Source organism: Sphingomonas sp. JUb134, from assembly GCF_004341505.2.
Lineage (GTDB): Bacteria > Pseudomonadota > Alphaproteobacteria > Sphingomonadales > Sphingomonadaceae > Sphingomonas.
The window spans coordinates 1,317,594-1,341,985 of the sequence record NZ_SLYP02000001.1; the positions used below are offsets into that span (position 1 = coordinate 1,317,594).

Below are 24,392 nucleotides of genomic sequence, written 5' to 3' on the forward strand. Positions count from 1 at the left end.
CGCAACAGGTTGCGGAGGCGATGCTGTCTTTACCGATGTCGGAAAAGGGAAGGGCTCAGGCGCCCGCACCCTCGACTTCGGTCTGGGTGTCGCCTTCGCTCGACTTGAGCGCGGACGGCGCCACGATCGTCGCGATGGTGAAGTCGCGGTCTTCGATCGCCGGCTGCGCGCCCTGGGGCAGCGTCACCGCGGAGATGTGGATCGAGTCGCCGACTTCGGCGCCCTTGAGCGAAACCTCGACCTGGTCGGGGATGTTCGCTGCGTCGACCACCAGCTCCAGCTCGTGACGGACGACGTTCAGAACGCCGCCGCGCTTGATGCCGGGAGCCTCTTCCTCGTCGGTGAACACTACGGGCACCTGGACGGTGACGGTCGAGTGCTCGCCGATGCGCAGGAAGTCCACGTGCACCGGCAGGTCGGTGACGGGATCGAAAGCCACGTCCTTGGGCAGCGTGCGGATCGAGGAACCGCCGGCGTCGATCATCACGACCGAGTTCATGAAGTGGCCGGTCATCAGCAGGCGCATCAGTTCGCGACCGTTGACGTGGATCGGGGTCGGTTCTTCGTTGTTGCCGTAGATCACGGCGGGCACGCGGCCTTCACGACGAAGCGAACGGGAGGCTCCCTTGCCAACCCGATCGCGCGTCTCGGCCGACAGCGTAAGCTGGTCGCTCATCACAGTCTCCGTATTGCGCTTGGTTCCATGTTCGCCGACCGGGCCTCCAGGGATGACCCCGGCACGACAAGGGCGCGCGCTTACGCGAACGCGCGCCGAAACGCAAGCAAGGCGCCCGTTCGGCGGTCTGCTACTTCTTGAGCACGTCCAGCGCCGCTGCCGTCAGCGCCTCGGTCGCGGTGCCGATCACGGCCTCCGCATCCGGTGCCCAGCCGGCGCTGTGGAGCGAGGGCAGCTCGGCCACCCCGTCCTGTGCCTTCGCCCACTTGTCGGCGGGCACCCCGCCGACCCAGAAGATCATGCTCTGGATCGACTTGTCCGCCAGATAATAGCGGCTGAAGTCCTCCCCGCCCATCGTCGCCGGCACCTCCTTGACCCGCGCTTCGCCGAAGCGCCCGGTGAACAGCGTGCGCAGTTCGCCCGACAAGGGCTCGGTGTTGAAGGTGGCGGGGGTGTAGGTCTGCTCGACCTGGACGGTCGGCATGCGATCCTCGGGGATGCCGGCGGCGATCGCCTCGCCGCGCGCGATCCGGGCGATGCCGTCGAGCAGCTGCTTGCGCGACTCGTCGGTGTAGCTGCGCACGGTCAAGAGCAGCTTCGCCTCGTCGGGGATGATGTTATGCTTGGCGCCGGCATGGAAGCTGCCGACCGTCACCACGCCCGGCGTCTGCGGGTCGAGTTCGCGCGACACCAAGGTCTGGAGCGCGCCGACGATGCGGGAGGCGAGCACGATCGGGTCCTTGGTGGTGTTGGGATAGGCGCCATGACCGCCGACGCCGCGGACCACCACGTCGACCGAGTCGACGTTGGCGAAGGTGTAGCCGGAATGGACGCCGATCACGCCTGCCTGCAGCCCGGCGCTGTCGTGGAAGGCGATGGCATGGGTGGGCTTGGGAAAGCGCGTGTAGAGGCCGTCCGCCAGCATCGCCTGCGCGCCGAGCCCCACTTCCTCCGCCGGCTGCGCGATCATCACCAGCGTGCCGGACCATTGGCCTTTCATCGCCGACAGGTTGCGCAGCGTGCCGACCCAGCTCGCCATGTGCGTGTCGTGGCCGCAGGCGTGCATCACGCCCGTCTCGACGCCATCGGCGGTGGTGGCGCGGACTTTCGAGGCGAAGGGGAGGCCGGTCGCCTCCGTCACTGGCAAGCCGTCCATGTCGGTGCGGATCAGCAGCGTGGGGCCGGGGCCGTTGCGCAGCACCGCGACGACGCCGGTGCCGCCGACCTTCTCGGTCACGGTGAAGCCTGCCTTGCGCGCCTCGGTCGCCATGCGCGCGGCGCTCTTCACCTCCTGCCGGCTGAGCTCGGGAGCGGCGTGGAGTTCGCGGTAGAGCGCGGTCAGCTGCGGCAGTGCCGCCATGGTCGCGTCGCGGACCGGTTCGGCAGCGGCAGGCGAGGCCGGCACCCCAAGCGTGGTGGCGAGCAGAGCGGTGGCGAGCATTGGACGCATGGCGATTCCCCCTGATGTGGACGCCAGCGTGCGACGACCAGCCGCCGCTTGGCAAGCAGCGCTCAGCCGGCGGGGACCAGCTCGATCACGTCCAGGGTGGATTCAAAGCGCGGATAGGGAAGGGCGATGCGCCAGCGGCCCTCCGCCACGCGCTCCACCCGGCCGGCCATGTCGCGGGTGGTGTCGCGGCCATAGTCCAGGGGGGCGGTCTCGTCGCTGAGCATCAGCGTGCCCAGGAAGATGCCGCGCACCTCGCTGTCCGGCAGGATGAGCCCGACCGGACGCTGTGAGCCGGTGCGCTTGTAGAAGCTCAGCACATCCCCCTCCTGCTCGATGCGGCAGTCGAAGAAGGGATAGGCGACGTAGCCGGGGGTGGCGGCACGACCGGTGCCGAGCTTGAAGACGCGGCAGCGATAGTCGCCGGGCGGTGGCGGCGAGCCGGGCAGCGCCAGGTCGGGATCGAACAACTCACCCTGCGCCGCGACCTCCTTCGGACTAACCACCCGGGCCGCCGCCAGTGCCGCCATCCAGGCGGTGCGCCAGTTGCGCAGCCGGTCGCGATCGGCGGCGGTCGCCATCGAGCGCCAGTCGGGCGTGGCGCTCGGCGTGGCGGCAACGTCGGAACGCTCGGCTCCGCCATGGGCACAGCCACCTGCGAGCAGCGCCGCCGTCAACACCGTCCAACACCCGCCAATTCGCATCCGCACCATCCCCCCGATCCGATTTCGTTTTGTCGAACGACCAAGCTCGCCGCTTCGATCCGCAAGCGCAAGCGCCGTCAGGCGGCGGTCCAGCCGCCGTCCATCGAGAGATTGGCGCCGGTGATCGCCTTGGCCTCTTCCCGGCAGAGGTACAGCGCGAAGGCGGCGACCTGCTCGGAGGTGACGAACTCCTTGGTCGGCTGGGCAGCGAGCAGCACGTCGTTCATCACCTGCTCGCGGGTCAGCCCGCGCGACTTCATGGTGTCGGGGATCTGCTGCTCCACCAGCGGCGTCCAGACATAGCCCGGCGAGATGCAGTTGACGGTGATGCCGTGGGTCGCGGTTTCCAGCGCGATCGTTTTGGTGAGGCCGGCGATGCCGTGCTTGGCCATGACATAGGCCGACTTGTTGGGGCTCGCGACCAGCGAATGGGCCGAGGCGGTGGAGATGATCCGGCCCCAGCCCTGCCGCTTCATGTGCGGCACCGCGGCGCGCATCATGTGCCAGGCAGACGACAGGTTGATGGCGAGGATCGCGTCGAACTTCTCGACCGGGAATTCCTCGATCGGGGCGACGTGCTGGATGCCGGCGTTGTTGACGATGATGTCGACGGAGCCGAATTCCGCCGCGGCGCCATCGACCATCGCCGCGATCTCGTCCGGCTTGGTCATGTCGGCGGCATTGTAGCGCGCCGCACCCCCGCTCAGCGCCGCCAGGCCAGCGCGCTCACGCTCGATCGCTTCCGCATCGCCGAAGCCGTTGATGACCAGCGTCGCGCCCTCGGCGGCCAACGCCTTGGCGATCGCCAGGCCGATGCCGGAGGTGGAGCCGGTGACGATCGCGGTCTTGCCCTTCAGGAACATGGCAGGGTCCTTTTGCTGGATCAGCGCGGCGCCGGGGGGAGCGGCGGCGTGCGGGTGAGGTCGTAGGCGGCGGTCTTGCCGTTGAGGAGGTCGGCGGCGACCACCTGCGCATTGGCCATGGTCTCGGCAACGGCGGCACCGCCGGCGGCCCAATGCTCGTGCATGGTGCGCGCTGAGAATTCGAAGTCGCGCGATCCGCCCTCCCAGGCGTTCGCGCGATAGATCAACTGGACCAGGCTCACCGGCAGCTCGGCCGCCATCGCCGCGAGCGCCTGTACGTCCGGATCCGTCGACATGTCGTCAGGGAGCTTGGCGAGGACCTTGCGGATCGCCTCGCGCTCCTGGCGCAGCTTCATGCGCTCGTCGCTGACCTGGCGGGTGCGGCTGGAGAAGCGAATCTCCTTTTCGCGCGCCAGCACGTCGGTGATCGTGCGCGGGCGTTCGGAGGCCGCGGCGAACAGATCGACCTGGAACACCAGCATCGCCGCGTCCTGATGATCGAGCACATGGGTGAGCGGCGTGTTGGAGACGAGGCCGCCGTCCCAATACCATTGCCCGTCGATCTCCACCGGCGGCAGGCCCGGCGGCAACGCGCCCGACGCCATGATGTGGCGCGCGTCGATGCGGCGCTCGCGGGTGTCGAAATAGGCGAAGTTGCCGCTCTCCAGGTTCACGGCGCCGACCGAAAGGCGCACCGGTCCGTCGTTGAGCAGGTCCCAGTCGACCAGCGCGTCGAGCGTCTCGCGCAGAGGTTCGGTGTCGTAGAAGCTCAGCGCCTCGCGGGTGCCGGGCAGGGCGAGGGCGGGGGGCCAGAGCCGCGGGCGGAAGAAGCCGGGGACGCCCTGGCCGAGCACAAAGGCGGCGGACCATTCGTGCACCGCCTCGCGCACGCGGTCGTCGGGATAGAGCGGAAACCGCGGCAGGGCGCTGCTCGCCTGTTCCCAGAAGGCGCGAAGCCGCTCGATCCGGCGCTCGGGCGGATTGCCGGCGATGATGGCGGCGTTGACGGCACCGATGGAGATGCCCGCCACCCAGTCGATCTCGATGCCGGCGCCTTCCAGCGCCTCGACCACGCCGGCCTGATAGCTGCCCAGCGCGCCGCCGCCCTGCAGCACCAGGGCCACGCAGTCGGGCAGCGGAAGGACGTCGCGGCTGCGGCGCGTGCGGCGCAGGCTGGGATCGGCATCGGCCATCGGGAGCGACCATGGACCGGAAGCGCCGCGGCTTCAACGGGATGCGCACATTCGGCGGCGGGGCGTGCAACGTCCCGGCTCGCCGCGCATTTTGGTTGCGGACCTTCAACGAACAGGGATGGCGCGATGCGTCTCGACGATCTCGATCCGACACGGAACGCACGCGACCTGGGAAGCGGCGGCGGCGGGGGCGGCGGCTTCGGCCTGCTCGGCCTGTTGCCGCTGTTGCTCGGCCGAGGGCGGATGGGCTGCGGCAGCTTCGCGATCCTGGCGGTCGTGGTCGTCGGCTATCTGTTGATGAGCGGCGGCGGCGGTATCCTGGGCGGCGGCGGTGGCCAAAGCGTGCAGCAGGGCCGGGTCGCCAGCAGCGGCAACAACGTCGCCTGCGATACCGAGGCGGAGCTGTTCTCGTGCCGGGTGATGACCTCCACCGAGCAGACCTGGGGCCGGATCTTCCAGGAACAGGGCGCCACCTACCGCCCGGCCACGATCAACTTCTACCAGGGTGGCGCGCAGTCTGGCTGTGGCGCCGCCCAATCCGCGATGGGGCCCTTCTACTGCCCGCCGGACCAGGGCGTGTACCTCGACACCAGCTTCTTCCAGGAGCTCAGCCAGCGCTTCGGCGCGGCGGGTGACTTCGCCGAGGCCTATGTCATCGCGCATGAGGTCGGCCACCATATCCAGAACCTGACCGGTACGGCCGAGAAGGTGACGGCGATCCAGCAGCGCTCCAGCCGGGCGGAGGGTAATGCCGCTTCGGTGCGGCTGGAGCTGCAGGCGGACTGCTATGCGGGCGTCTGGGCGGCGCGCAACCGCGACCGCATCGAGCCGGGCGACGTCGAGGAAGGCATGCGCGCGGCGCAGGCGATCGGCGACGACACGCTCCAGCAGCAGTCGCAGGGCCGCGTCGTTCCGGAAAGCTTCACCCACGGCACCTCTGCCCAGCGGATGAAGTGGTTGCGCACCGGCCTGGAATCGGGTGATCCGGCCAAATGCGATACTTTTTCCGGAGCGATCTGACCCGATGAGCGTGGCCTTTCGACGTGAGGACGACGACGAGCACAAGGAGCCGAAGTTCGAGCTGCCGCTGCCGCCCGGCGAGAATCTGGTGACCCGCCGGGGCCTGGCGAAGATCGAGGCGGAGGTCGCCCGGCTGGAGGCGGCGGTCGTCGCCGCGGCCGACGACGAGAAGCGTGCAACGTTGAAGCGCGACCTGCGCTATTGGCGCGCGCGCTTTTCCACGGCGACCATCGCGCCGCCCCCGCCGGAGGGCGAGGTGGCGTTCGGCTCTTGCGTGACCTTTCGCCTGAACGGCCAGACCCGCACCGTGTCGCTGGTCGGCAGCGACGAGGCGGACCCCGCGGCGGGGCTGATCCCGTTCACGGCGCCGCTTGCGGTCGCGATGACGGGCGCGGAAGTGGGCGATCTGGTCGATTTCGGCGGGGGCCCGGCGGCGATCGAGGTGCTCGATACCCGCCCGATCGCGGAGCCGGCGTCCTGAGTACGTCGCTTCGCGTCCTGGTCGACGCCGATGCCTGCCCGGTCAAGGACGAGGTGTACCGCGTCGCCGAGCGCCACGGCGCGCAGGTGACGATCGTCAGCAACGCCTGGCTGCGGGTGCCCCCGGGCGTCGAGCGGGTGGTGGTCGACAGCGGGTTCGACGCGGCCGACGACTGGATCGCCGAGCATGCCGACGCCCGATCCGTGGTGGTCACCGCCGACATCCTGCTCGCGGACCGCGCCTTGAAGGCGGGAGCGAGCGTGGTCGCACCCAGCGGCAAGCCGTTCACCACCGCCTCGATCGGCAGCGCCATCGCGGTGCGCGCGATCATGGCGGACCTGCGTGCCGGGGGCGAGCAGATCGGCGGACCACCGCCCTTTTCCAAGGCGGATCGATCGCGCTTCCTGCAGGCGCTCGACACGCTGCTGGTGCGGCTGGCGCGGACGGGGTAGCGCAGGGCTTCCCAAGGAGAACCATCATGGCCGAACGTTTCGAGCGCCATCGCCAGCCCTGGCGCCCCGACGAGATCCAGAAGCTGCACACGCTCGCCAAGAAGGGCATGGCCCTGAAGGCGATCGCCAAGGCGCTCACCCGCAGCGAGGAATCGGTGAAGCAGCGCGCCAAGGAAGACGGGCTGCCGATCGCCAAGCTGCACTGATCGCGCGGGCGGGAGACCCGCGCCGTCGCCTGCGTTGTGCCTGCATCCCGAACAGGAGATGCAGATGATGAAGGCGATGACAGTAGCCGCCCCGGGCGGGCTCGACCGGCTGCGGCTGGAGGAGCGGCCCGATCCGGGCGATCCCGGCCCCGGCGAGATCCGCGTGGCGCTGCACGGAAGCTCGCTCAACTATCACGACTATGGCGTGGCGACCGGCGGCATGCCCACCGAGGACGGGCGCGTGCCGATGGCCGACGGCGGCGGCACGGTGGAGGCGGTCGGCGAGGGCGTCAGGGAGTTCGCCGTCGGGGACTCGGTGGTGTCCTGCTTCTTCCCGGATTGGCTCGCCGGACCGCCCAGGATCGGCGACTTCAGCCGGACGCCCGGCGACGGCATCGATGGCTTTGCGCAGGAGCGGGTGGTGTTGCCCGCCACCGCCTTCACCCGCGCGCCCAAGGGCTATGACGCGGTGGAAGCGGCGACGATCACCACCGCCGGCCTCACCGCCTGGCGCGCGCTGGTGGTCGACGGAAATCTCAAGGCCGGCGACACGGTGCTGCTGCTGGGCACCGGCGGCGTCTCGATCTGGGCATTGCAGATCGCCAAGGTGATGGGCGCGCGGGTGGCGATCACCTCTTCGTCCGACGAGAAGCTGGAGCGTGCCCGCACCCTCGGCGCGGACTTCACGCTCAACTACCGGTCCGAAGCCGAGTGGGGCCGCCGGGTGCGCGACTGGAGCGGGGCGGGCGTCGACCATGTTGTGGAGGTCGGCGGACCGGGTACGCTCGCCCAGTCGATCGAGGCGGTGCGGGTCGGCGGGCACATCTCGCTGATCGGCGTGCTGACCGGGCGCGGCGGCGAGGTGCCGACCGCGGCGCTGATGGCCAAGCAGGCGCGGTTGCAGGGGCTGATCGTCGGCAGCCGCGCGGACCAGCAGGCGTTCGTCACCGCCCTGGAGGCGACCGGCATCCGCCCGGTCGTGGACCGGCGCTTCGCACTCGAAGACCTTGCGGACGCCTTCCGCTACGAGGAAAGCGGCAGCCACTTCGGCAAGATTGGCGTCGAATGGTAGCGTCTCACTGAGAGATACAAAAAGGGCCCGGACCGAAGTCCGGGCCCTTGCCGTAGGTGCTGCCAGGCAGGGGGAAGCCTGGCAGCGCTCGGGGGCTCAGCGGAAGGTTGAGCCGCCCTGAGGGGTGGTGCCGCCGGTCGTGCTCGACCCCGCGGCAGTACCCGTTCCCGACGTACCGCCGGTGTTGGCGGTCGCGCCCACGGTGCCCAGCGTGCCGGTGGTGCTGGTCGTGCCGGTGGTGCTGGAGCCGGTCGTGCCCGAGCCGCCGACGCCGCGGCCCGCGCCCGATCCGCCCTGCGCATCGTCACCGAACATCGCCTGGCTGTGCTCCTCGTCACGCCAGTGGCGCTTCGCTTCGTCCGCGGTCTTGCGGATCTTCACCTTGTCGTCGACCGTCTCGATCCAGCGCGACGGGATCGAGTGGTGGCGGCCGTGGGCGTCGGCATCATTCTTGGTCAGGAGGATGCGGTCGCCACGCACCTTGTCGACGGTGCCGACGTGCTGACCGTCCGAGCCGACCACTTCCATATGCTCATGGACACGGTTCAGCGAAGTGCGCTGGCCCTGCCGCTCGGTGCGCCAGCTACTGAACTCGTTGTGGAACTTGCTCGCATGTTCCTGGCGATACTCGTCATAGTCGCGATCGAACTCGGCAAGCTGGTTGCTGCGCCAGTTGCTGTAGTGGGGATCGTGGCCATAGCGGTCGTCGCGACGCTCGCGCTGCTCGTCATAGCGCTGGTCCAGCTCGCGGCGGCGTTCCGCCTCTTCGTCGCCGAACCAGGAGCGGACCTCGTCGCCGGCGCGTTCCAGGAAGCCGCGCTCGTCATGGTCATAGCCCTGCGGCCGTCCGCCGAAGCGCCGCTCGTCGCGATCGTCCCGGTCGCGGAAGCGGTTCTGCGCGCCATAGCCGCGATGATGATCGCGTTCGCCATGGCTGCGCTCGCCAAAGCTCCGCTCGCCATAGCCGCGTTCGCCGTGGCTGCGATCGACGAAGCCGCGCTCGCCATAGCCGGAGGATGCGCCGTAGCCGCCGCGGGGGCGCTGGTCGCGGTCGCCCAGATACCGGCCGCCGGAGTTGCGATCGCCGCCGTAGCGGTGGTCGCGATCCCAGCTGCCGCCCTCGTCCTGGTTGTCGACGTCGGTGAAGCGGTGGCCGTCGCTTGCGTAGCTGCCGCGATAGGGCTGGCTCGACCCGCGGTCGCGATAGCGCCCACCGCCGTATCCGCCCGAACCCTCGCCGCCGAAGTTGCGCGCGCCATAGTCCCGGTTGCCGTAGTCGCGGCCGCCATAGTCACGCTCGCCATAGCCACGACCCTCGTCGCGCCGGTAGCCGCCGCGTCCACGATCCTCGTCATAGCCGGCCGCCGCATAGTCGCGCGCGCTGGAATAGGTATAGTCGCGGCCCGAGCCGAAATCTTGGCCATAGTCACCCGCGGTACCGCGCCCGCGGGGGTAGCGTTCATACGCCATGGATCGTCTCCTGAAACGTCATCCTGCGGTGCCGCGTCTCGTGGCGCAGCTTCCGGAAATTATAACAGGTTAAGGATGAGCCGGTTCCGCGCGCTGGACGCACAGCGGGTGCCGTTCGGCGCACGATGCGGGGCTGGTTTCGGAAGAAGGCGACGGTTGCATCGCCCGAAAAGCCCGGCTAAGGGAGCGGCCCCGGCTTTGCCGGGGACGGGGCGGGGCTGTAGCTCAGATGGGAGAGCGCTGCAATCGCACTGCAGAGGTCAGGGGTTCGATTCCCCTCAGCTCCACCACCCCGCAGCCCAGCATTTCCGCCTGTCTCGTGTTGCTGGCCTCTCCGAGCTTCTGACGATCTGACGCTGTTGGGACCGCATTGGGACCGCAGGCCTGGGCTGGATTACGATCGCGAGTGTCTCAAGGAGCGGCCTGTAGGGTTGTGAGGCAAAACTCGGCGGAGACGAAACCCGAGTAGCGTCAGGTCGTTGGACATCGACACGCCGGCCCGGAGGCCCTGCCGATGCCAAGGTACTTTATCAACCTGCGGACCGGATCTCATGTCGCCAGCTCCACGGAGGTGAAGCGTGAGGATCTGACGAAACTTCGGTTGGAACTAGCAAAATTCGTCGGGGAGGTCCTGAAGGATCACGCCGAGCAGATCTGGTCGGATGAGTTGTGGCAGATCGAGGCGACTGATGAGTCGGGGCTGATCCTTTTCGTGATGCACGTTTCCGCATCTGACGCACCAGCGACGCGCCGCTTGGTTCCAGCCACACCAGCGGGCGTGTAAACTACATAGCCGCGGATGATCTGGGTCGCAGATGCACCGTGGTGTACCGCTTCATCTCCGACCAATAGTCCTCAACGGCACCGATCAGCTCAGCCAGATAGTCCGGCCGCAGGTGCCGGTAGTTGCGCTTGTTCGTGCCCTCGCCAACGTGGCCCGCTGCCGCTTCAATCTGCGCCTCAGGAACGCCGCGCGCGTGCATCTCGGTGATGATGGTGTGACGTAGGGTGTTCGGTGTTCCGCGCCCGCGCAGCTTCGGCCGCGGCTTGGTCTCGCCCAGCTTTCGGCGTGGCGGCAGCATGGCGGGCTTACCCCGCGCGTCCAGCACCGGCCGGCTAATCCCGGCCTCGACCAGGCAGGCGTCGAAGGCGTTGCCCAGGTCGTAGCAGTCGCGCTCGAAGAATTCCGGCACGTCCGGATCGGCCCACTTCGCCTGCGCCAGCTCTGCGCGGTACTTGATAACCTTGCCGCTGACACCTTCCAGCCACGGCGCCAGCGTCGGCGCGATCGGCACGATGGACCGGCGCTTGGACGTCTGGTCGCGATCCGGATCCAGGAAGAAGATCAGGCCGCGGTCGATCTGGTGATCGTGCAGGTCGAGGATTGCTTCGCTTCGGCCGCAGGTGCTCAGGGCGATCAGCGAGTAGAGGAACACGTGGTGTCGCTCGGGCCGGCTCCAGGCTGCTTCCAGCAGCGCCGCCACCTGCTCCATTGAGTAGGTGAGGTCGCGCGGCTTCGCCTTCTCCTTCGCCTCCACGTCCTTCACGAACGGGGCCGCCTCGATGAGCTCCTCGCGCCACGCCCAGTTCAGCGCGCCGCGGAGTGCCGCCAGGTCGCGGCTGATCGTGTGGCCGCCGACGGCCTCGCCCTTTCGGAATGCGATGAATCGATCGACGAACGTCTTGTTGATGTCGGCGACCGTCACGCCGCCCGTGATGCGGCCGAGGCGTTGCTCGCGGTCGAAGAAGCGCAACAGGTGCTGCACGGAGATGGCGTAACGCGCGCTGTCCGCCTTCGTCGCGACGTGATCCCGCATCCAACCGGTGAGCAATTCGGGCACCATCGCCTGCGCCCTCGGCTGAGGCTCGGCCGGCTTGCTTGCCTCCAGATAGTGGCGAGCTAGCGCTTCCCGCGCTGCCTCGGGCGGCTCAGCGCTGCCGCTTCCTCCAATGCCTGTCTTGCGGCGGCGCCGTGTACGAGCTGCGGGATCGTACCAGCAGATGCTCCAGTCGTCTCTTTCGGCTCGGTATTCGAGCCAGAAGGATCCGAGCTGGACGCGCTCAGCGCTTTGGGCCTTCTGTCGCGCCATGTGGCGACGAGCTCCTTCCTGCGTTCGTCGGTGAGAATGGAATAGGCGGGGGACTCGACCAGAGCCCGCACGACATCCGGTGCTAGGTGCGCCCTGGTCCCGTTTCGGGCAGCGCGCTCGAGCTGATCGGTCAGTTCATGAAAGGGCAGGGTCACTGGACCCTCCAACGGTATGCGACGTACCGCCGATTATCCGCCGTCGAGACGTGCAGCCGTATCTGGCTGGCTTTAGCTCGGTATCGCCGTCCCTCGAAGTCGAACTTCGCGACCCGTTTGCGGCCAGTCAGTGCTGCGACCGCGGCCTGGGCTGCGTCGAGCAGGGCTGTTGTCTCCTCTGTTGAGAAGTCGCCCTCGGCCAGCACGTCCCGCGCCGGCGCCTGACTCGCTTCTTCGCACTTGCCGGGCTGGTCGGCTGGTGCCGGCACGCGCACAGCTGAGAGGCTCCGCTCGAGGTGCGCCTCGGCGATCGCGTTCGCCTGATCGACGTCGTCAGCCAACGGCCTGCTCCGTCCGCCTGACCCACGCGGCGTGCGCCTCGAAAGCGCTTGCCGGGTCTTCGTCAGTTGGAAGCTTTGGCTCCAGACCGGCCAGGAATAGCTCCATGAACCGATCCCAGAGCCGGGCCACCTCCTGCGCCGCCTGCATTCGCGCAGTGCGGGCCTGTGCGGTGTCAGCGGTGCCTCGCTCTGCGGCCGAATAGCGCGCGTGCAGGGCGAGGGCGGCGGCGTCGAAAGCGGCCCATGCCGCCTCTACGGACGAGTTCTCTACTGCCAGCCGGATCATGCTGCCGGTTCCTGGGTCCGTGCGGCCGGGCGCTTGCCTCGTACCTCCCAGACGAACGCGAGTAGCTTGGCAATATTGTCGAACGAGCCCTGGCTGGCCCAGCGCGAGCACGATACCACCTTGCCGTTCGGCATTTCGACGAAGTTGCCGATGTCTTCCGGTTCGCTGACACCGTCGTTGACGCCGGAGGCAGTCACCGGGCGAACTTCTCCGTCGATGCACAGAGCCCAGCCGATCAAGGGGATTGCTTCGACAAACCACTCAGCTGCCTGACCATCATCGCTGCCATCATCGCTGAAGATCTGCAGGAGGTTGGTTCCGGGTTCCGAAGGGATCAGCTGAACAGGCGTCTCGCCGAACCGCTCCCACGTCATCAGGTCCATGTTCGTGGTGCCGTCCGCCTGCCGAAGCTTGAGCATTTCCACGCCGTGCCGGTTCTCGACCGACGAGGCGCTGACGACCTGGTGCAACGGGATGAAGCAGCGGTGATTATAGATGCCGGTCATGAGTGGAGCTCCGGATTGATGGTCTCGAAGGGGCTAGGTGACCGCTGAGCCGCGGCGATGAGGCGCTGGAGCTTCCTGGCCAGCCGGTCACACAGCGCCCGCGTCTTTGCGGGTGTCTTCGTCTCGACGCTGGTCGAGCTGAGGAGAGCGATCATCGACAGCATGGCGTCGATGACCTCGGCGCTGCGCACGAAGGCTGTGCGCGGCTGGCCAGGCTCCTCGACGAGCGACACTGTCATGATCGCCTGCATGAGCGCCTCGGTGAAGCGTGCCTGATAGGCGTGGTCGATGTCGCTCATGCTGCGTCCACCCACGGCTGAGCGGGTTCAGCAAGGCCAAGCTTCCGGGCCTCCGCCAGCGCCTTAGTCGCTAATTCCTGGGCCGGTTCGAAGCCCTCCTCGACGATTTGCGCAATCAGTAGCAGTTTCGTCATTACGTCCGGAGATGTAGCCGCCGGAGTGTCGAACAGACGCTCCTCAAGCGCGTTCATGCGCCCGCAAACCACGTTTCTTTCCTCGTCAGTAAGGTCAGGCTCGCCAAGTCGACCAAGCTCCGCATTACGCTCGTTGAGGATGTTGCGGAGACCGGCACCATTTTTCCCGGAAAGGCGTGCCACGCCGGCCGCGCTTGGCTCGACTGTGGCTGCGCGCGCCACCGGCGGGGTGATGTTCGGGCCGCCGTCGGCAACCATGGAGGCGAGATCTACGCCGCCAAGTTTCGCCAAGTCGTCGATCGCGCCCCAGAGCAGCCGGGTGTACCAGTCGCTGGAGGCCAAACCGTCCCGGAATACCACATGGCTGGTATCGGCGATGGCACGGTCAGACCACGCCTGGCCGACGTTCCCCCTGAACGCTAGGCGCAGCTTCGCCAGCACGCCCTCGATCGTCGTCGCACGCGCGGCAAAGATACGCTCCTCAGCTGCGTCGATCACCGCGCCAGTTTCATCGGCGGATTGATCATCGAGCTCTGGGCCGGCCGCGAGCCACTCTTCTGTGCCGCGCCTGCATACTGCGAACGCGGACAGAAGGTCTTCGTCCTGCTGGCGGAATGCTCCACGCCGGCCGAACCGGCGCGCGTCGGATGCGAGCACCTCGGCGATCCGCTGGTCGCAGCGCGCCCAGTCCTGCGTCTGGCGGGCGTGGAGATGGTGGACGGCGTGCCTGTGAGCACGATCGTCGGGCGCTACAACCTGACTACCATGCGGGACAAGCTGCCCTACGGCGGTGAGGTCGGCGCCGACTACCCGATGGTCCACGAGATCGAGCTGGACGGGCAGACCCGCTTTTACGGGCGGTGGACCGCACGCGGCACGGTCATGGACAGCGAAACCGCGCCGGTTCAGCGCGAGTCGCTCGCACGGACATCGAACCTGGCGTCGACTGACACTGTGGAGATGTCTGCCACCATTGCTGGTGACGAAGTCATCCAGCTTTCGATCAACGGCACGGCCGAACTGAACGAGATGCTCACCAAAGCCGCCAGCGAGCTGGGGCAACAGGTGGCGACAGCTACTGGCGAGCGCGTGCTTGCCCAGGATGCAGCAGCGGAGGCCCGGGGGCTCTCCCGGCCGTTCCTGTCCTACATCTACGACACGGCCACGGTCGGCGGTGCAACCGCATTGACGAGCGCCGGAACTGCAACCGGCAACCGAACCTATTTCGGACCGGTCTTCGACCGGCCCTTCCTTCTGGAACAGGTAGATTTCCGCGCGTTCAGCACCAACACGGCACCCGGCGCCCTGCACCTGGTGAAGCGGATCAGCGCCGGGGCGTATAGCGTGATCGCGTCCGCGCCCATTCCGATCGGCGCTATCCAGGCTGACCTCGACACCGTCCTGAAGAACACCGGATGGCTCGTGGAGGGCGGGTATCTTTTGCCGGCCGGCTACACCGTCGCCATCTTCGGGGCGGACGCCCGTATGCGGCAGACTACGCTTGCTGGCGGCGTGTTGCCCTACGTGCAGGGCAATATCGCCGGCGACAACGTGGCCGTGAGCACGACCAACGGCGCCATCCCGCAGATCCGCATGGTGGGCCGCGTGGCGCCGGGCACCTACGCGAAGGTCGCGGAGCATCAGCAGTATATCGACTCCCTGAAGGCCGCGAATGCGCTGACTGCCCTCAAGGGCGTCGCGTTCGCCACTCCTGCTGTGCTGGGCGTTCCGGAACACGAACAGGCCGGGGCCGCCAACGCCGGCCGGACGAACATTGTTCGGACCGCGACCGAGCCGTTCCTGCTCACGGGCATCGAGTTCGAGATGCTCACCGGTACCGGCTCTGTAGGGGCCTTCAAGCTGCTGAAGGAAGAGAGCGTCGGGATCTATTCGGAGATCCTGAGTTCGCCGGTTGCCATCGCCGCCGGCGGCAACGTCATTCCGGCCGGCACGGGCTGGATCCCCGGCGATGGCTATCTGATCCCGGCCGGCTGTGCCGTCGCGGTGTATACGCCGGGCGACGCCCGGATGCGCACCAAGGCGACCGGTCGCGATAGCTATTACAAGGCGGGCGTGAACCTCACGGGTTCCAACCAGGTGACTTCACTCTCTGCTGGCGTGGAACCGCAGATCCGCCTGCGTGGCTACACGGCGCCGGGTGTGGCGGCCGAAGTGCGCGAGCTGGCGGCAAAAGTAGCGGCTCTCCCGAGCGGCGGGCTCGTGATAGCGGACGCGCTGCGCGGCTCCACGGTCATCGTCGACCAGGTGATGAAGGCCGGCAACGACCTGCCCGCCGCGTGGCGGCTGAACGGATGGACGCAGGCGGCGGCGGGCATCGTGCCCCCAGCTACCCGGACGGGCTGGGGCGCCACCGCCTATTTCGACGCGGACAGCGCGCAGGATCGCAAGACGATCCGCATGCGGGCGACGGTGCACGATGCGAACGCCGTGTTCGGCCTGCGCGCCGTTCGTGGCGCCCGCGGCTCGACGCTGATGGTCGACGGGCAGGCGGGTACGCTCACCCTCTATGCCGACGTGGGCGGCGAGACCGACCAGCTTTCCCTTGAAGCTCCGGGAACTCCCGGCCCCTCGGTTCTCCTGCCTGCCGGCTTCCTGGTGGCGGGTCACGAGTACCTGCTCGAAATGAAGCGGGTGAACCTCACCATTCGCGCCTTCATCCGCGACACCACCAGTCAAGTCTCGGTGCCAGTGTCGACGGCGTACACGGGCGGCTTCCTCACCATGCTGAACGGTGGCGTCGGCGTGGTGGCGGTCAGCGGCAACGTGACGGTGTCCCGCCTTACCTGGATCGTGAACGTCGACAGCCGGCCGTTCGCGCTGTGGTTCGGCGACAGCATCACCGATGGCGTAGCGATCCGGAAGCCCGACGCGCCGACCGGCGGTCGCCTCATCGAAAAGTTCCGGGGGCGTGGCGACATGATGACCTGCGGCAAGAGCGGAGATCGCTCGTCGGACATCCTGTCGCGGCTCCAGTTCGAACTGACCTGGGCAACCCCGCGCTACGTCGTGATCCTCGCCGGGGCGAACGACGGCGGTGTGGTCTCGTGGGAGACCAACATGAAGGCGATGATCGCAGCGGTGGAGGCGAAGGGCAGCATCCCGGTCCTGGTCACCACGCCGCCGCGCAACGCCAACACGGCGGCGATGAACGATCGCCTCCGCAACAGCCCCGACTTCGCCAAGTACACGCTGATCGACCTCAACAAGGCGGTCACGCTCAACCACGACATGACGACATGGGACGATACCCTGCACATCGGCGATGGCGTGCATCCGAACGAAGAGGGGCACCTTCGCTACTCTCGGCAGATCGAGATCGATGCGCCCTTCCTGCTCGACAACGGCGCCGGGCTGTCGCTCGCCTAACTGCGCGTTCCTTTAAGCGACGCCCGGCGCTGTCCGGGCAGGAGATCCACAATGCACCCATCGCGCTTCGTCGCGGTGCTGGTGGGCCTGCTCGTGCCCGTCAGTGCCGCATGGGCTTCTGCGGCCAACAGCTTGGCCGCCCAGATGATCGCCAACGCGCCACGATCGCAGGCGCCGCCGTCGTTCAACGGCGACCCGACCCTGTTCGCCTGGAACCTGTTCCTGATGACCGCGGGCATGTTCCTCGGCTTCATGCTTTCTGCGCGGCAGGCGCAGCGGATCTGGTCACAGCGCGTCTATGACCATCCGCTTCACCCGGTGACGCTCTACCGCGCGATCACCTTCCTGGCGGCGGTCGCACTGATGATCCGATGCGGTACAGAGGCGCTGAACCTGTGGGGCTGGAACCCCGACGATCCCGCCACCTATGCCCGCGTCGTTATGGCGAAGCGCTGGCTGGACCCGGTAGCGCTGGGCTGCGGCTTCTCGTGGATGGCGATCGTGGTGCTCGGCGAGCCCGGCATCGAGTACAAGCTGCGCAGCGGGCCTCTGCCGGTCGACATGTGGTCTCGCTGGCCGGTGTTGGCGCGGGCGGCGGGTATTGTGATCTTGAGCGGTATCATCGCCGCTGCGGCTGTCCTCCTTCGGTGAAGGCTCAGGCGGCGGCGGGGGCGGCCGCGGCAGTCCCCATTCCGGTCGTATGGTCGATCGCGGGCTATCAGTTCCAGGCGGGGCCGTTGGTGGTGACCGTCGGCATCGTCCTGATCACGCGGCTGTGCGTCTATCTCAACACTCAGGGTAAAAAGCAGATCGCCCTCGACCTGGCGGTGACGGCGCTGTGCAGCGCGATCGCGGCGCTGTGGACGCAGGCGCACCAGCTGGACCTGCTGCCGGCCGGCATCAGCGCAATGACCATCGCCGGCATCGGCTATGGCCTGATCGGCATGGCGAAGAGCCAGATGCTCAACGCGGTCCGTGAGGGCTTCCAGGCGATGATCCGTACACTTGGCGCACCGGCGCCGCCCAATCCAGCTGAGCGGACGCTGAGCGATGACGATGAAATCGAGCGGCTGACCCGGGAACTGCGCAAACACGATTGATAAAAAGCCCCACCTGAGGGGACAGGCGGGGCAGGTTCTTAGGAGAGGGGTGCCGGCTTCATGAGGAGAGCCGGACAGCGGTTGTTCTGCCAAGTCAATGTTACGCCAGGATTAACAGGGTCGGACGAGTCCCGTACTTCTGGCCATTCAGCTCATCGTCGACCAATATTCCGAGGCTGTGATCGCGCAGCCGAATGGGTTTGCCGGTCCGAGTGTTGGCGCCGGCGACGCAGCTGGCGCACCATCTTCTCCCATTCTCGGGCCTGAGCTTCGTGCCGGAGGCGCTTGGCCTCCCGCCTTTGGAGCTGACGGTTCCGCTGCCGCCTCTGCCAAAATAGCCCGGCTACGGTGGCGACGACTGTAACCATTAGAAAGAACGTTAACCACATAAGGCACCTGTACGCTTCGACGCGCTTACGTTGCGCGCTGCATCCTGAACCCCCTGTGACCTGCACTGATCCGCGCCTCATGGCAGGAACGACACAGCTGACCAGTGCGAGCGAGAAGCCGCGTTATCTGGAAGATAATCGTCGTCGGTGAAGGCCCAGGCTGCGCGTCCACGAAGAGCGAAGAAGTCGCCCCGGCTCTTCGTGTTGCTGCCCGGGAGCCGGGGCGAGAGCGCATAGGACAGACCTGCGGCCCGTCTGAAACGTGGACCTCCAATCCTTACGAGAAAATGAACGCTGCGCGGCCGGGGCGTGCAGCTTGCTCCCCAATTGCACCTGAAAGGAAGAGCCATGACGAAGACAGCGATTCAGCTGGTCGACGAGGTGATCGCGCGCGAGGGTGGGTATAGCAACCACCCGGCCGATCGCGGCGGCCCCACGAATTGGGGCATCACCGAGCAGGTGGCGCGGGCCTATGGCTATAGGGGCGACATGCGCGCCCTGCCACGCCAGACCGCGGTGGAGATCTACCTCAAGCGCTACTGGACCGCGCCCGGTTTCGACAAGGTGGCGCAGCGTGACGCGGCGGTCGCAGCCGAGCTGTTCGACGCTGGCGTGAACATGGGGCCGGCCTGGGCGGGCAAGTTCCTGCAGCGCGCGCTGAACCTGCTGAACAGCGAGGCGAAGCACTATCCAGACATCGCAGTGGACGGCGGGGTCGGCGCAATGACGCTGGCGTCGCTCGACGGCTACCTGCGGCAGCGGAACAACGGCGAGGGCAGGGCGGTGCTCCTGTGGCTCGTGCGCGCCTTCCGGACCGGGCGCTATGCGGACATTGCCGAGGCCAACTGGACGCAGGAGGTGTTCCTGTACGGCTGGATCGCGCGCCAGGTGCGAGAAGCGGAATGACCGCGCTCGCACTGCTGCGCCGCTTCTGGTGGGCGCTGCCGATGCTGGCGCTCGCCGCCGCGCTCCTCGCCACCCGGGCGACGCTAGCCGACCGCACGGCCACGCTGCGCGCCGAGCGCTCCGCTTGGACATCCGCGCTCGATGCTGCGGAGAAGGTGCGCCTGGAGACCGAACGACGCTTCGCCACCAACGTCGCGCAGGCGGCGACCAACTACGCCGATGGGCTGGCTGCGCGCCAACCGATCATCGTTCGATCCACTAACACCGTGAGGGAATATGCGCAGACTGATGCTGGGCGCGTGCTGTGTCGTGATGCTGACCGGGTGCGCGCGATCGACGCCCTCGATGCCGAGCTCGCCGAAGCTGCCCGATCCGCCGGCGGCGGCGCTGGTCCCGTGCGAGCCGACGCCGCAGCGGCGGCAGGCGGACGGTAGCGCGACGGCCGCCGACGACGACGAGACGATTCGCGACGGGCGGTTCGACCTGGCCGCGTGCGAAGCGAAGCGTCGGCTGCTGGTGGAGGCGTGGCCTCGGTAGCGGTGCTGTTATTCCTCGGACGGCTTACTCGGAATGGTGGGGATGGCGCCCTGCGCCAACTTATCGAGCACGATCGGTGCTGATGCGCCGAGATAGAAGGCACTTAGTACGGTGTTAGCATCAAACACTACCGCCAGCGTGCCGCCGCCAAGCGCGAGGAGGATCCTAACGAAAAGGTACCCTGGCTTCCTGTAACGGCGCGGTAGATCGCCATCTGAATTTGCAGTGGCACGCGCACATACTCCGATCTCGACTAGGCCGCTGCCTATGACGCCGACCCAGAAAAGGCCGATCGAGCCGAAGTAAGGAAGTTCCAGAGAGCTAGCGGTGGCGGTACGGTCGCGATTGCGTGAAGCTATCGCTCAGGCGCAGCATCGAGACCACCTTCGAAAAATGGGAAAGGAAACGCATCGCCGCCCGCCGCTGATGGAGCAGGGTAGCCAGTACGACTAGGACGTTCGCCAAGATCAGGGCACCCGCTACGGTCGCCATCACGGCGCTCAGGGAGTTAATCAGGAAGTCCATGTCCGTACGCCTCTCTCCTCCCGTTTAAACGCGCTGCCCCCAGCGCTAGATCCGGTAGATCGTCTTGGAAAGAGCCGGAGTCAAGGCGTGGGGCGGGGCGGTGGCTGTGCGGCGAGCTGGGCAACTTGGTGGCGCTGTTTCTGACCCGACGAGAAGGGTCTGATCCAGTTCAGTATCGAAGTGCACGGGTTTGAGTCTCCGGCGCTGAAAAGCTCCGCGCCGCCGCGAGCGCAACCGCTGGGTAGGTCAGACTACCCACGCCCATAGACCAGCGACCAACACCAGCACTGTCAGGGCTCCGATCAGTAGAGCTTCCGCGCGTGTCGCTGCGGGAGAGCGCCTTCGGTGTGCCCGTGTCGCAGCTGGGTCAGCATGACGTCGATCCGCCGCATCCTCTGCTCGCCTTCGCGGTCGCCCGCGTGCATCCTCGCCACGATCTGTTCGGCGACCCACAGCGGCGCCATTTCGCCGTGCGTGGCTTCGATCCTGCGTGCTTCCGCCCATAGTTCTGCCTCGCTCATGCAACCTCTCGTAGTAATCTTTAGACAGTGCTGTCGTGTTGGTAAGGGCTGGACTTGATGCCAACCCTCGTTCAACTTCGCGTTCGGGAGGGAATCACATGCGCTACTTGCTGCTGGCTGCGATGCTCGTCGTTGGATCTCCGAACGTCAACCCGTGCAATGCGGCGTTTGCGGCGGCAGCGGCGTGCTGCAAAGTCTGCTCCAAGGGCAAGGCCTGTGGCAACAGCTGCATCGCGCGCAACAAAACTTGTCATCAGCCGCGCGGCTGCGCCTGCGATGGCTGAGAAGATTCAGCCGTCAACCCGCCAGGATGACAGCCTCCTCGACGGACAAGGCAAGCTGGACGTCGCTAAGGTTGTGACGCGGATCGCAGTCGCTTGGTTAAGGAACCCACGCAATAAGATCCCCGCCGAAACGGTTCCGGAACTGCTGCGGCGCATCCATGAGGGGCTCGCGTCGCTTTAGCCGCTCAGCACCTATGTCGCTTCCAGTAGCGCCTCCATTGCAACACCGTTCCCGTGTCGACCATTGCGCAGGAGATATCACCGGCGACTGGAGACACGCACCAGGCGCCCGTCCTGCTGCCGATCGCCCGTCCAGTCGAGGTGCAGCGGAGCGCCGGCCCCCGCACCAGGACATGCCCTTGCTTGCTCTTGCCGGTCGCGGTCCCCAGCAGCCGGACGAGTGCCTGGCGCGCCTGCTCCGCCGTAGCGCGCGGGCAAGGTTGGTTGCTCCGGCAGGTGCCGTCGGACTCCCGCGCGGCGATCCCGGCCAATCGGATGCGTGGTCCTTCCTTGCACCAAACCGGTCCATCTCCGTCCCAAACACGGGTAGGAGTGCAGGTGAACGTCTGGCCGGCAGGGATTACGGCTGCAGCTAGTGCGGCAAGGATGAGCATGGCTCCCTCGCTAGCGCCGTGCAGTTCAGGCGTCCACGTAGAGGTGTTCGTTCGCTGATCGGCAGCCAGCCGCAGCGGCGCGGATGCCAAAGTTGGGACCGCACCGGGACCGCAAATCGCCCGATGTTCCTTAGCTGTTCCGCTTTATAGATCGGTGCAGCTAGGCGCTTTCTCTGTGATGAGGCAACGTTAGCTGCAATCGCACTGCAGAGGTCAGGGGTTCGATTCCCCTCAGCTCCACCACCCCTTTCGCCGCCGGATCGCCGGGCGGCACGCCACCCGGGACATTGCAGGAAACCGGCACGCCTCCTTGAAGGTTGCGGCGCCTTCGGCTCTCAGTGCCGGTGTTCGCGGCGCAGTCGGTAGCGACCTTCCGAATAGACGTCGAACAGACCCTCGATGGCGGGGTGCTCGACCGGCTCGTCGCTCTCATCGACCACCAGGTTCTGCTGGCTGACATAGGCGATGTAGCTCGCCTCTGCATTCTCGGCGAGCAGGTGGTAGAAGGGCTGGTCCTTGCGCGGGCGGATCTCTTCCGGGATCGCTTCATACCATTCGTCGCTGTTGGCGAAGACGGGGTCGACGTCGAAGACCACGCCGCGGAAGTCGAACAGGCGGTGGCGGACCACGTCGCCGATGGAAAAACGGGCATGCGCAACGGGCGGCATCGCCACCGGCGCATCGAGCAGGTTCCGGGGCTCGGACATTTCGATCATGCACAATATCTAGTCCCGGGAGAAAAAGGCACAAGGAGGCGCTTGCACTCCTGAACGCTTTGGCCTAACGGCGACCGCTCGCTGACCGGCGCGCCGTTTCTTCTCAGGAACGGATCGCGCCAAACCTCTGCGGAGAGGTGCCGGAGTGGTCGATCGGGGCGGTCTCGAAAACCGTTGAGCCCGCAAGGGTTCCGAGGGTTCGAATCCCTCCCTCTCCGCCAAGAGGCGCCGAGTCTACGCCGTGGCGCGATGTTCTGCGACATCGCTACCGAACGCCCCCGATATCCGGATCCGGTCAGTTCCTATATAGTTTAGTCGCCAACGGGCAGGAGCACCAGCTTGCCATGCGCACGTCCGCCATGGCTCAACTCAAAGCCGGTGCGCCATTCATGGATAGGAAATGTGTGCGCAATGGGAATTGTGAAGCGTCCCTCCGCCGCAAGCTGTGCATAGCGGGCAAGTGCGTCGTAGCGTGGAATTAGGCCCGCTTCTCGACCTGTCGTGCGGACGCCGAGCCCCTCTTCATCAAAGTCGGTGATGCTCATTACCCGATCGGCGTCACCATCGACGATCCTGATCAAATCCGGCAACACCCCCGGTACCAGCGCCGTGTGGAATACCAGATCTGGCGCGCCCCCGGCGATCTCGCGAACGCGATCGACCATCCCGTCGCCGTAAGACGTGACCTTTGCACCCAGGTCTCGCAAACGCTCCGCGAAGGTCCTGCCGGCGGTCGTGATTGCGTGGGCGCCGCGCATCAGTGCGATCTGGACGGCAGCAAATCCTACCATCGTTCCGCCACCGTTGATTAGAATGGTCTGACCGGCGGACAACCCAAGCAGATCGAGGCTACGAACGGCCGTCTCGACCGCCATGGGCAGCGCAGCCGCCTCGACAAAGTCCAAGCCTTCCGGAACAAGTTCCCATACAGCCAGAACCACTTGATCCGCCGCTCCGGCTGTCGAATAGCTCATATAATCTGGAACGCCGAACACACGGTCGCCCACGCGCACGTTCGTTACACCTTCGCCAACAGCATCGACGGTTCCGGAAACGTCGAGCCCGACGCCGCCGGGCAGAGGTCCAGGCATAACCCCGAGGCAGAGAACCCAATCCATCGGATTCAAGGCGCACGCGCGAACCCGAACGCGTATCTGGTTCGCACCCGGTTGCGGGACTGGCGCCTCTTCGAGCCGAAGCACGTCCGACCATTGCCCATAGCGATGAAAGCGCAGGCTTCTCATTGTCGCGTGTTCGTCGTCGCTCATGGCTTGCTCCTGCGAAGGTTACTCTCTAGGGTGTCAGTCGCTGACTATACGTTCAATAGTCAGTGACTGACAAGAGGATGTTGCAGATTCGTGCCACGAAACCGAGAGCAGGTGCGTCGCCGCCTCCAGCAGGCCGCTTTGGAATTATTTCGCGAGCGCGGGTTCGATGCGACGACTGCAGCAGAAATCGCACAACGGGCCGGTGTCACGGAACGCACTTTCTTCCGGCACTTTCCCGACAAGCGCGAGATCCTGTTTGATGGCGAGGATGCCTTTGCGGCGGCGCTGGTTGACGGAGTAGCCAACGCACCCCAGGCCTTTGGGCCGCTTCAAATCCTGTTTCGCGCCTTTGAGACCGTAGAGCAGATACTCGAATTCAATCGCCCATTCTCGGAGCCCCGGGCTCAGATCATCGCCGATGCGCCAGCTTTGCGTGAACGCGAACTGGCAAAAACAGAAGCATTGAAGAGTGCGTTGGCGGCAGCCTTGCTGGAACGCGGTGTAAAGGATCGTCTGGCAATGCTCGCCGCTCAGACTGGCATGGCGGCATTTAGCCAGGCTTTTTATGCATGGCTGAAAGATCCCTCGCGCAAATTGCACGAACACCTCATCGAAGCCTTCAGCGATCTTGACACATTGTGGCCGTTTCGCGGGGCGATCTGCTAGCCGGCGGGATAAGAGACCTAATGACCCTGGAATATTGAGGCCAATCAGCCGCGGAGCCAACCGAGCGGCGTTAGAGGCGATAGC

General features: G+C 66.5%; 31 protein-coding genes and 2 tRNA genes. 16 read left to right on the plus strand and 17 right to left on the minus strand.

Annotated elements, in window-relative coordinates; genetic code table 11:
• Positions 1–55 precede the first annotated feature (55 nt).
• The 5 genes from EDF69_RS06170 to EDF69_RS06190 form a co-directional block, all read right to left on the minus strand.
• The gene (locus EDF69_RS06170; RefSeq protein WP_125962222.1) at positions 56–676 is read right to left on the minus strand and encodes a 50S ribosomal protein L25/general stress protein Ctc; all 621 of its coding nucleotides are present in this window, start codon (positions 674–676) and stop codon (positions 56–58) included.
• A gap of 130 nt (positions 677–806) precedes the next feature.
• A complete protein-coding gene (locus EDF69_RS06175) occupies positions 807–2,117 on the minus strand; it encodes an amidohydrolase (RefSeq protein ID WP_132882524.1) in 1,311 nt (436 codons plus the stop codon).
• 71 nt (positions 2,118–2,188) lie between these two features.
• Entirely contained in the window at positions 2,189–2,803 is a 615-nt protein-coding gene (locus EDF69_RS06180; RefSeq protein ID WP_132882523.1) for a DUF4893 domain-containing protein, read from the minus strand.
• Between the two features lie 101 nt (positions 2,804–2,904).
• Positions 2,905–3,690, minus strand: a complete 786-nt coding sequence (locus tag EDF69_RS06185) for a 3-hydroxybutyrate dehydrogenase (protein WP_132882522.1) — start codon at positions 3,688–3,690, stop codon at positions 2,905–2,907.
• 20 nt (positions 3,691–3,710) lie between these two features.
• Positions 3,711–4,883, minus strand: coding sequence for a patatin-like phospholipase family protein (locus tag EDF69_RS06190; protein WP_132882521.1), 1,173 nt, complete (start codon positions 4,881–4,883; stop codon positions 3,711–3,713).
• Positions 4,884–5,009: 126 nt separating this feature from the next.
• Here EDF69_RS06190 and ypfJ point away from each other — a divergent pair, with 126 nt between their 5' ends.
• The 5 genes from ypfJ (at position 5,010) to EDF69_RS06215 (ending at position 8,114) form a co-directional block, all read left to right on the plus strand.
• Positions 5,010–5,903, plus strand: a complete 894-nt coding sequence (gene ypfJ, locus EDF69_RS06195) for a KPN_02809 family neutral zinc metallopeptidase (protein ID WP_132882520.1) — start codon at positions 5,010–5,012, stop codon at positions 5,901–5,903.
• Positions 5,904–5,907: 4 nt separating this feature from the next.
• Positions 5,908–6,384: a GreA/GreB family elongation factor gene (locus EDF69_RS06200; protein ID WP_132882519.1), complete on the plus strand. Its 477-nt coding sequence runs from the start codon at positions 5,908–5,910 to the stop codon at positions 6,382–6,384.
• Entirely contained in the window at positions 6,381–6,836 is a 456-nt protein-coding gene (locus EDF69_RS06205; RefSeq protein WP_132882654.1) for a YaiI/YqxD family protein, read from the plus strand. The genes EDF69_RS06200 and EDF69_RS06205 overlap by 4 nt, the downstream gene beginning before the upstream one ends.
• Before the next feature lie 26 nt (positions 6,837–6,862).
• The gene (locus EDF69_RS06210; protein ID WP_125962215.1) at positions 6,863–7,042 is read left to right on the plus strand and encodes a hypothetical protein; all 180 of its coding nucleotides are present in this window, start codon (positions 6,863–6,865) and stop codon (positions 7,040–7,042) included.
• Between the two features lie 67 nt (positions 7,043–7,109).
• A complete protein-coding gene (locus tag EDF69_RS06215; protein WP_132882653.1) occupies positions 7,110–8,114 on the plus strand; it encodes a zinc-dependent alcohol dehydrogenase family protein in 1,005 nt (334 codons plus the stop codon).
• A 96-nt stretch (positions 8,115–8,210) separates the two neighbouring features.
• Here the strand turns inward: EDF69_RS06215 and EDF69_RS06220 are convergent, their stop codons facing one another.
• Positions 8,211–9,584, minus strand: coding sequence for a DUF2171 domain-containing protein (locus EDF69_RS06220; protein ID WP_132882518.1), 1,374 nt, complete (start codon positions 9,582–9,584; stop codon positions 8,211–8,213).
• 214 nt (positions 9,585–9,798) lie between these two features.
• Here EDF69_RS06220 and EDF69_RS06225 point away from each other — a divergent pair.
• Both EDF69_RS06225 and EDF69_RS06230 read left to right on the plus strand, forming a co-directional pair.
• Positions 9,799–9,874, plus strand: a tRNA-Ala gene (locus EDF69_RS06225).
• Between the two features lie 224 nt (positions 9,875–10,098).
• On the plus strand, positions 10,099–10,368 hold the full coding sequence (locus EDF69_RS06230) for a DUF6894 family protein (RefSeq protein ID WP_425336595.1): 270 nt from the start codon (positions 10,099–10,101) through the stop codon (positions 10,366–10,368).
• A 1-nt stretch (position 10,369) separates the two neighbouring features.
• On the opposite strand, the gene EDF69_RS06235 is transcribed toward EDF69_RS06230, so the two are convergent.
• The 6 genes from EDF69_RS06235 to EDF69_RS06260 all read right to left on the minus strand — a co-directional run bounded on the left by EDF69_RS06235 (position 10,370) and on the right by EDF69_RS06260 (position 13,893).
• On the minus strand, positions 10,370–11,674 hold the full coding sequence (locus tag EDF69_RS06235) for a tyrosine-type recombinase/integrase (RefSeq protein ID WP_132882516.1): 1,305 nt from the start codon (positions 11,672–11,674) through the stop codon (positions 10,370–10,372).
• A gap of 151 nt (positions 11,675–11,825) precedes the next feature.
• A complete protein-coding gene (locus tag EDF69_RS06240) occupies positions 11,826–12,170 on the minus strand; it encodes a hypothetical protein (protein WP_132882515.1) in 345 nt (114 codons plus the stop codon).
• Positions 12,163–12,456: a hypothetical protein gene (locus EDF69_RS06245; protein ID WP_132882514.1), complete on the minus strand. Its 294-nt coding sequence runs from the start codon at positions 12,454–12,456 to the stop codon at positions 12,163–12,165. The genes EDF69_RS06240 and EDF69_RS06245 overlap by 8 nt, the downstream gene beginning before the upstream one ends.
• Positions 12,453–12,962, minus strand: coding sequence for a hypothetical protein (locus EDF69_RS06250; RefSeq protein ID WP_132882513.1), 510 nt, complete (start codon positions 12,960–12,962; stop codon positions 12,453–12,455). The genes EDF69_RS06245 and EDF69_RS06250 overlap by 4 nt, the downstream gene beginning before the upstream one ends.
• Positions 12,959–13,261, minus strand: coding sequence for a hypothetical protein (locus EDF69_RS06255; protein ID WP_132882512.1), 303 nt, complete (start codon positions 13,259–13,261; stop codon positions 12,959–12,961). Before EDF69_RS06255 ends, EDF69_RS06250 begins: the two co-directional genes overlap by 4 nt.
• Complete coding sequence (locus EDF69_RS06260) at positions 13,258–13,893, minus strand: hypothetical protein (RefSeq protein ID WP_204991323.1); 636 nt, start codon at positions 13,891–13,893, stop codon at positions 13,258–13,260. Before EDF69_RS06260 ends, EDF69_RS06255 begins: the two co-directional genes overlap by 4 nt.
• A 21-nt stretch (positions 13,894–13,914) precedes the next feature.
• Here EDF69_RS06260 and EDF69_RS06265 point away from each other — a divergent pair, with 21 nt between their 5' ends.
• From EDF69_RS06265 to EDF69_RS06285, 5 genes are all read left to right on the plus strand, one after another.
• Complete coding sequence (locus tag EDF69_RS06265; protein ID WP_204991324.1) at positions 13,915–16,782, plus strand: SGNH/GDSL hydrolase family protein; 2,868 nt, start codon at positions 13,915–13,917, stop codon at positions 16,780–16,782.
• A gap of 51 nt (positions 16,783–16,833) precedes the next feature.
• Positions 16,834–17,433, plus strand: a complete 600-nt coding sequence (locus tag EDF69_RS06270) for a hypothetical protein (RefSeq protein ID WP_239555331.1) — start codon at positions 16,834–16,836, stop codon at positions 17,431–17,433.
• A complete protein-coding gene (locus EDF69_RS06275; protein ID WP_204991325.1) occupies positions 17,430–17,882 on the plus strand; it encodes a hypothetical protein in 453 nt (150 codons plus the stop codon). Before EDF69_RS06270 ends, EDF69_RS06275 begins: the two co-directional genes overlap by 4 nt.
• Positions 17,883–18,619: 737 nt before the next feature.
• A complete protein-coding gene (locus tag EDF69_RS06280; protein WP_132882509.1) occupies positions 18,620–19,177 on the plus strand; it encodes a glycoside hydrolase family 108 protein in 558 nt (185 codons plus the stop codon).
• Positions 19,174–19,611: a hypothetical protein gene (locus EDF69_RS06285; protein WP_132882508.1), complete on the plus strand. Its 438-nt coding sequence runs from the start codon at positions 19,174–19,176 to the stop codon at positions 19,609–19,611. Before EDF69_RS06280 ends, EDF69_RS06285 begins: the two co-directional genes overlap by 4 nt.
• Before the next feature lie 424 nt (positions 19,612–20,035).
• On the opposite strand, the gene EDF69_RS06290 is transcribed toward EDF69_RS06285, so the two are convergent.
• Together EDF69_RS06290 and EDF69_RS06295 are read right to left on the minus strand one after the other, a co-directional pair.
• Positions 20,036–20,239 (minus strand): hypothetical protein, encoded by a 204-nt coding sequence (locus tag EDF69_RS06290; RefSeq protein WP_132882507.1) that lies wholly within the window; start codon positions 20,237–20,239, stop codon positions 20,036–20,038.
• A gap of 302 nt (positions 20,240–20,541) precedes the next feature.
• Positions 20,542–20,760, minus strand: a complete 219-nt coding sequence (locus tag EDF69_RS06295) for a hypothetical protein (protein ID WP_132882506.1) — start codon at positions 20,758–20,760, stop codon at positions 20,542–20,544.
• Positions 20,761–20,858: 98 nt separating this feature from the next.
• On the opposite strand from EDF69_RS06295, the gene EDF69_RS06300 reads away from it, so the two are divergent.
• The gene (locus EDF69_RS06300; protein ID WP_132882505.1) at positions 20,859–21,044 is read left to right on the plus strand and encodes a hypothetical protein; all 186 of its coding nucleotides are present in this window, start codon (positions 20,859–20,861) and stop codon (positions 21,042–21,044) included.
• Positions 21,037–21,225 carry a MucR family transcriptional regulator gene (locus tag EDF69_RS06305; protein WP_165889981.1) on the plus strand — a complete coding sequence of 63 codons (189 nt, stop codon included), beginning with the start codon at positions 21,037–21,039 and terminating at the stop codon, positions 21,223–21,225. Before EDF69_RS06300 ends, EDF69_RS06305 begins: the two co-directional genes overlap by 8 nt.
• 4 nt (positions 21,226–21,229) lie before the next feature.
• Here EDF69_RS06305 and EDF69_RS19555 read toward each other — a convergent pair whose 3' ends face one another.
• Together EDF69_RS19555 and hspQ are read right to left on the minus strand one after the other, a co-directional pair.
• Positions 21,230–21,658, minus strand: a complete 429-nt coding sequence (locus EDF69_RS19555; RefSeq protein WP_132882504.1) for a thermonuclease family protein — start codon at positions 21,656–21,658, stop codon at positions 21,230–21,232.
• Between the two features lie 335 nt (positions 21,659–21,993).
• Positions 21,994–22,374, minus strand: coding sequence for a heat shock protein HspQ (gene hspQ / locus EDF69_RS06310; RefSeq protein WP_132882503.1), 381 nt, complete (start codon positions 22,372–22,374; stop codon positions 21,994–21,996).
• A gap of 131 nt (positions 22,375–22,505) precedes the next feature.
• Between hspQ and EDF69_RS06315 the strand changes: the two genes are divergently transcribed.
• Positions 22,506–22,595, plus strand: a tRNA-Ser gene (locus EDF69_RS06315).
• A gap of 90 nt (positions 22,596–22,685) precedes the next feature.
• Here the strand turns inward: EDF69_RS06315 and EDF69_RS06320 are convergent.
• Entirely contained in the window at positions 22,686–23,642 is a 957-nt protein-coding gene (locus tag EDF69_RS06320) for an NADP-dependent oxidoreductase (protein WP_204991326.1), read from the minus strand.
• A 111-nt stretch (positions 23,643–23,753) separates the two neighbouring features.
• Between EDF69_RS06320 and EDF69_RS06325 the strand changes: the two genes are divergently transcribed.
• A complete protein-coding gene (locus tag EDF69_RS06325; protein ID WP_339538013.1) occupies positions 23,754–24,308 on the plus strand; it encodes a TetR family transcriptional regulator in 555 nt (184 codons plus the stop codon).
• The last annotated feature ends 84 nt before the right edge of the window (positions 24,309–24,392 follow it).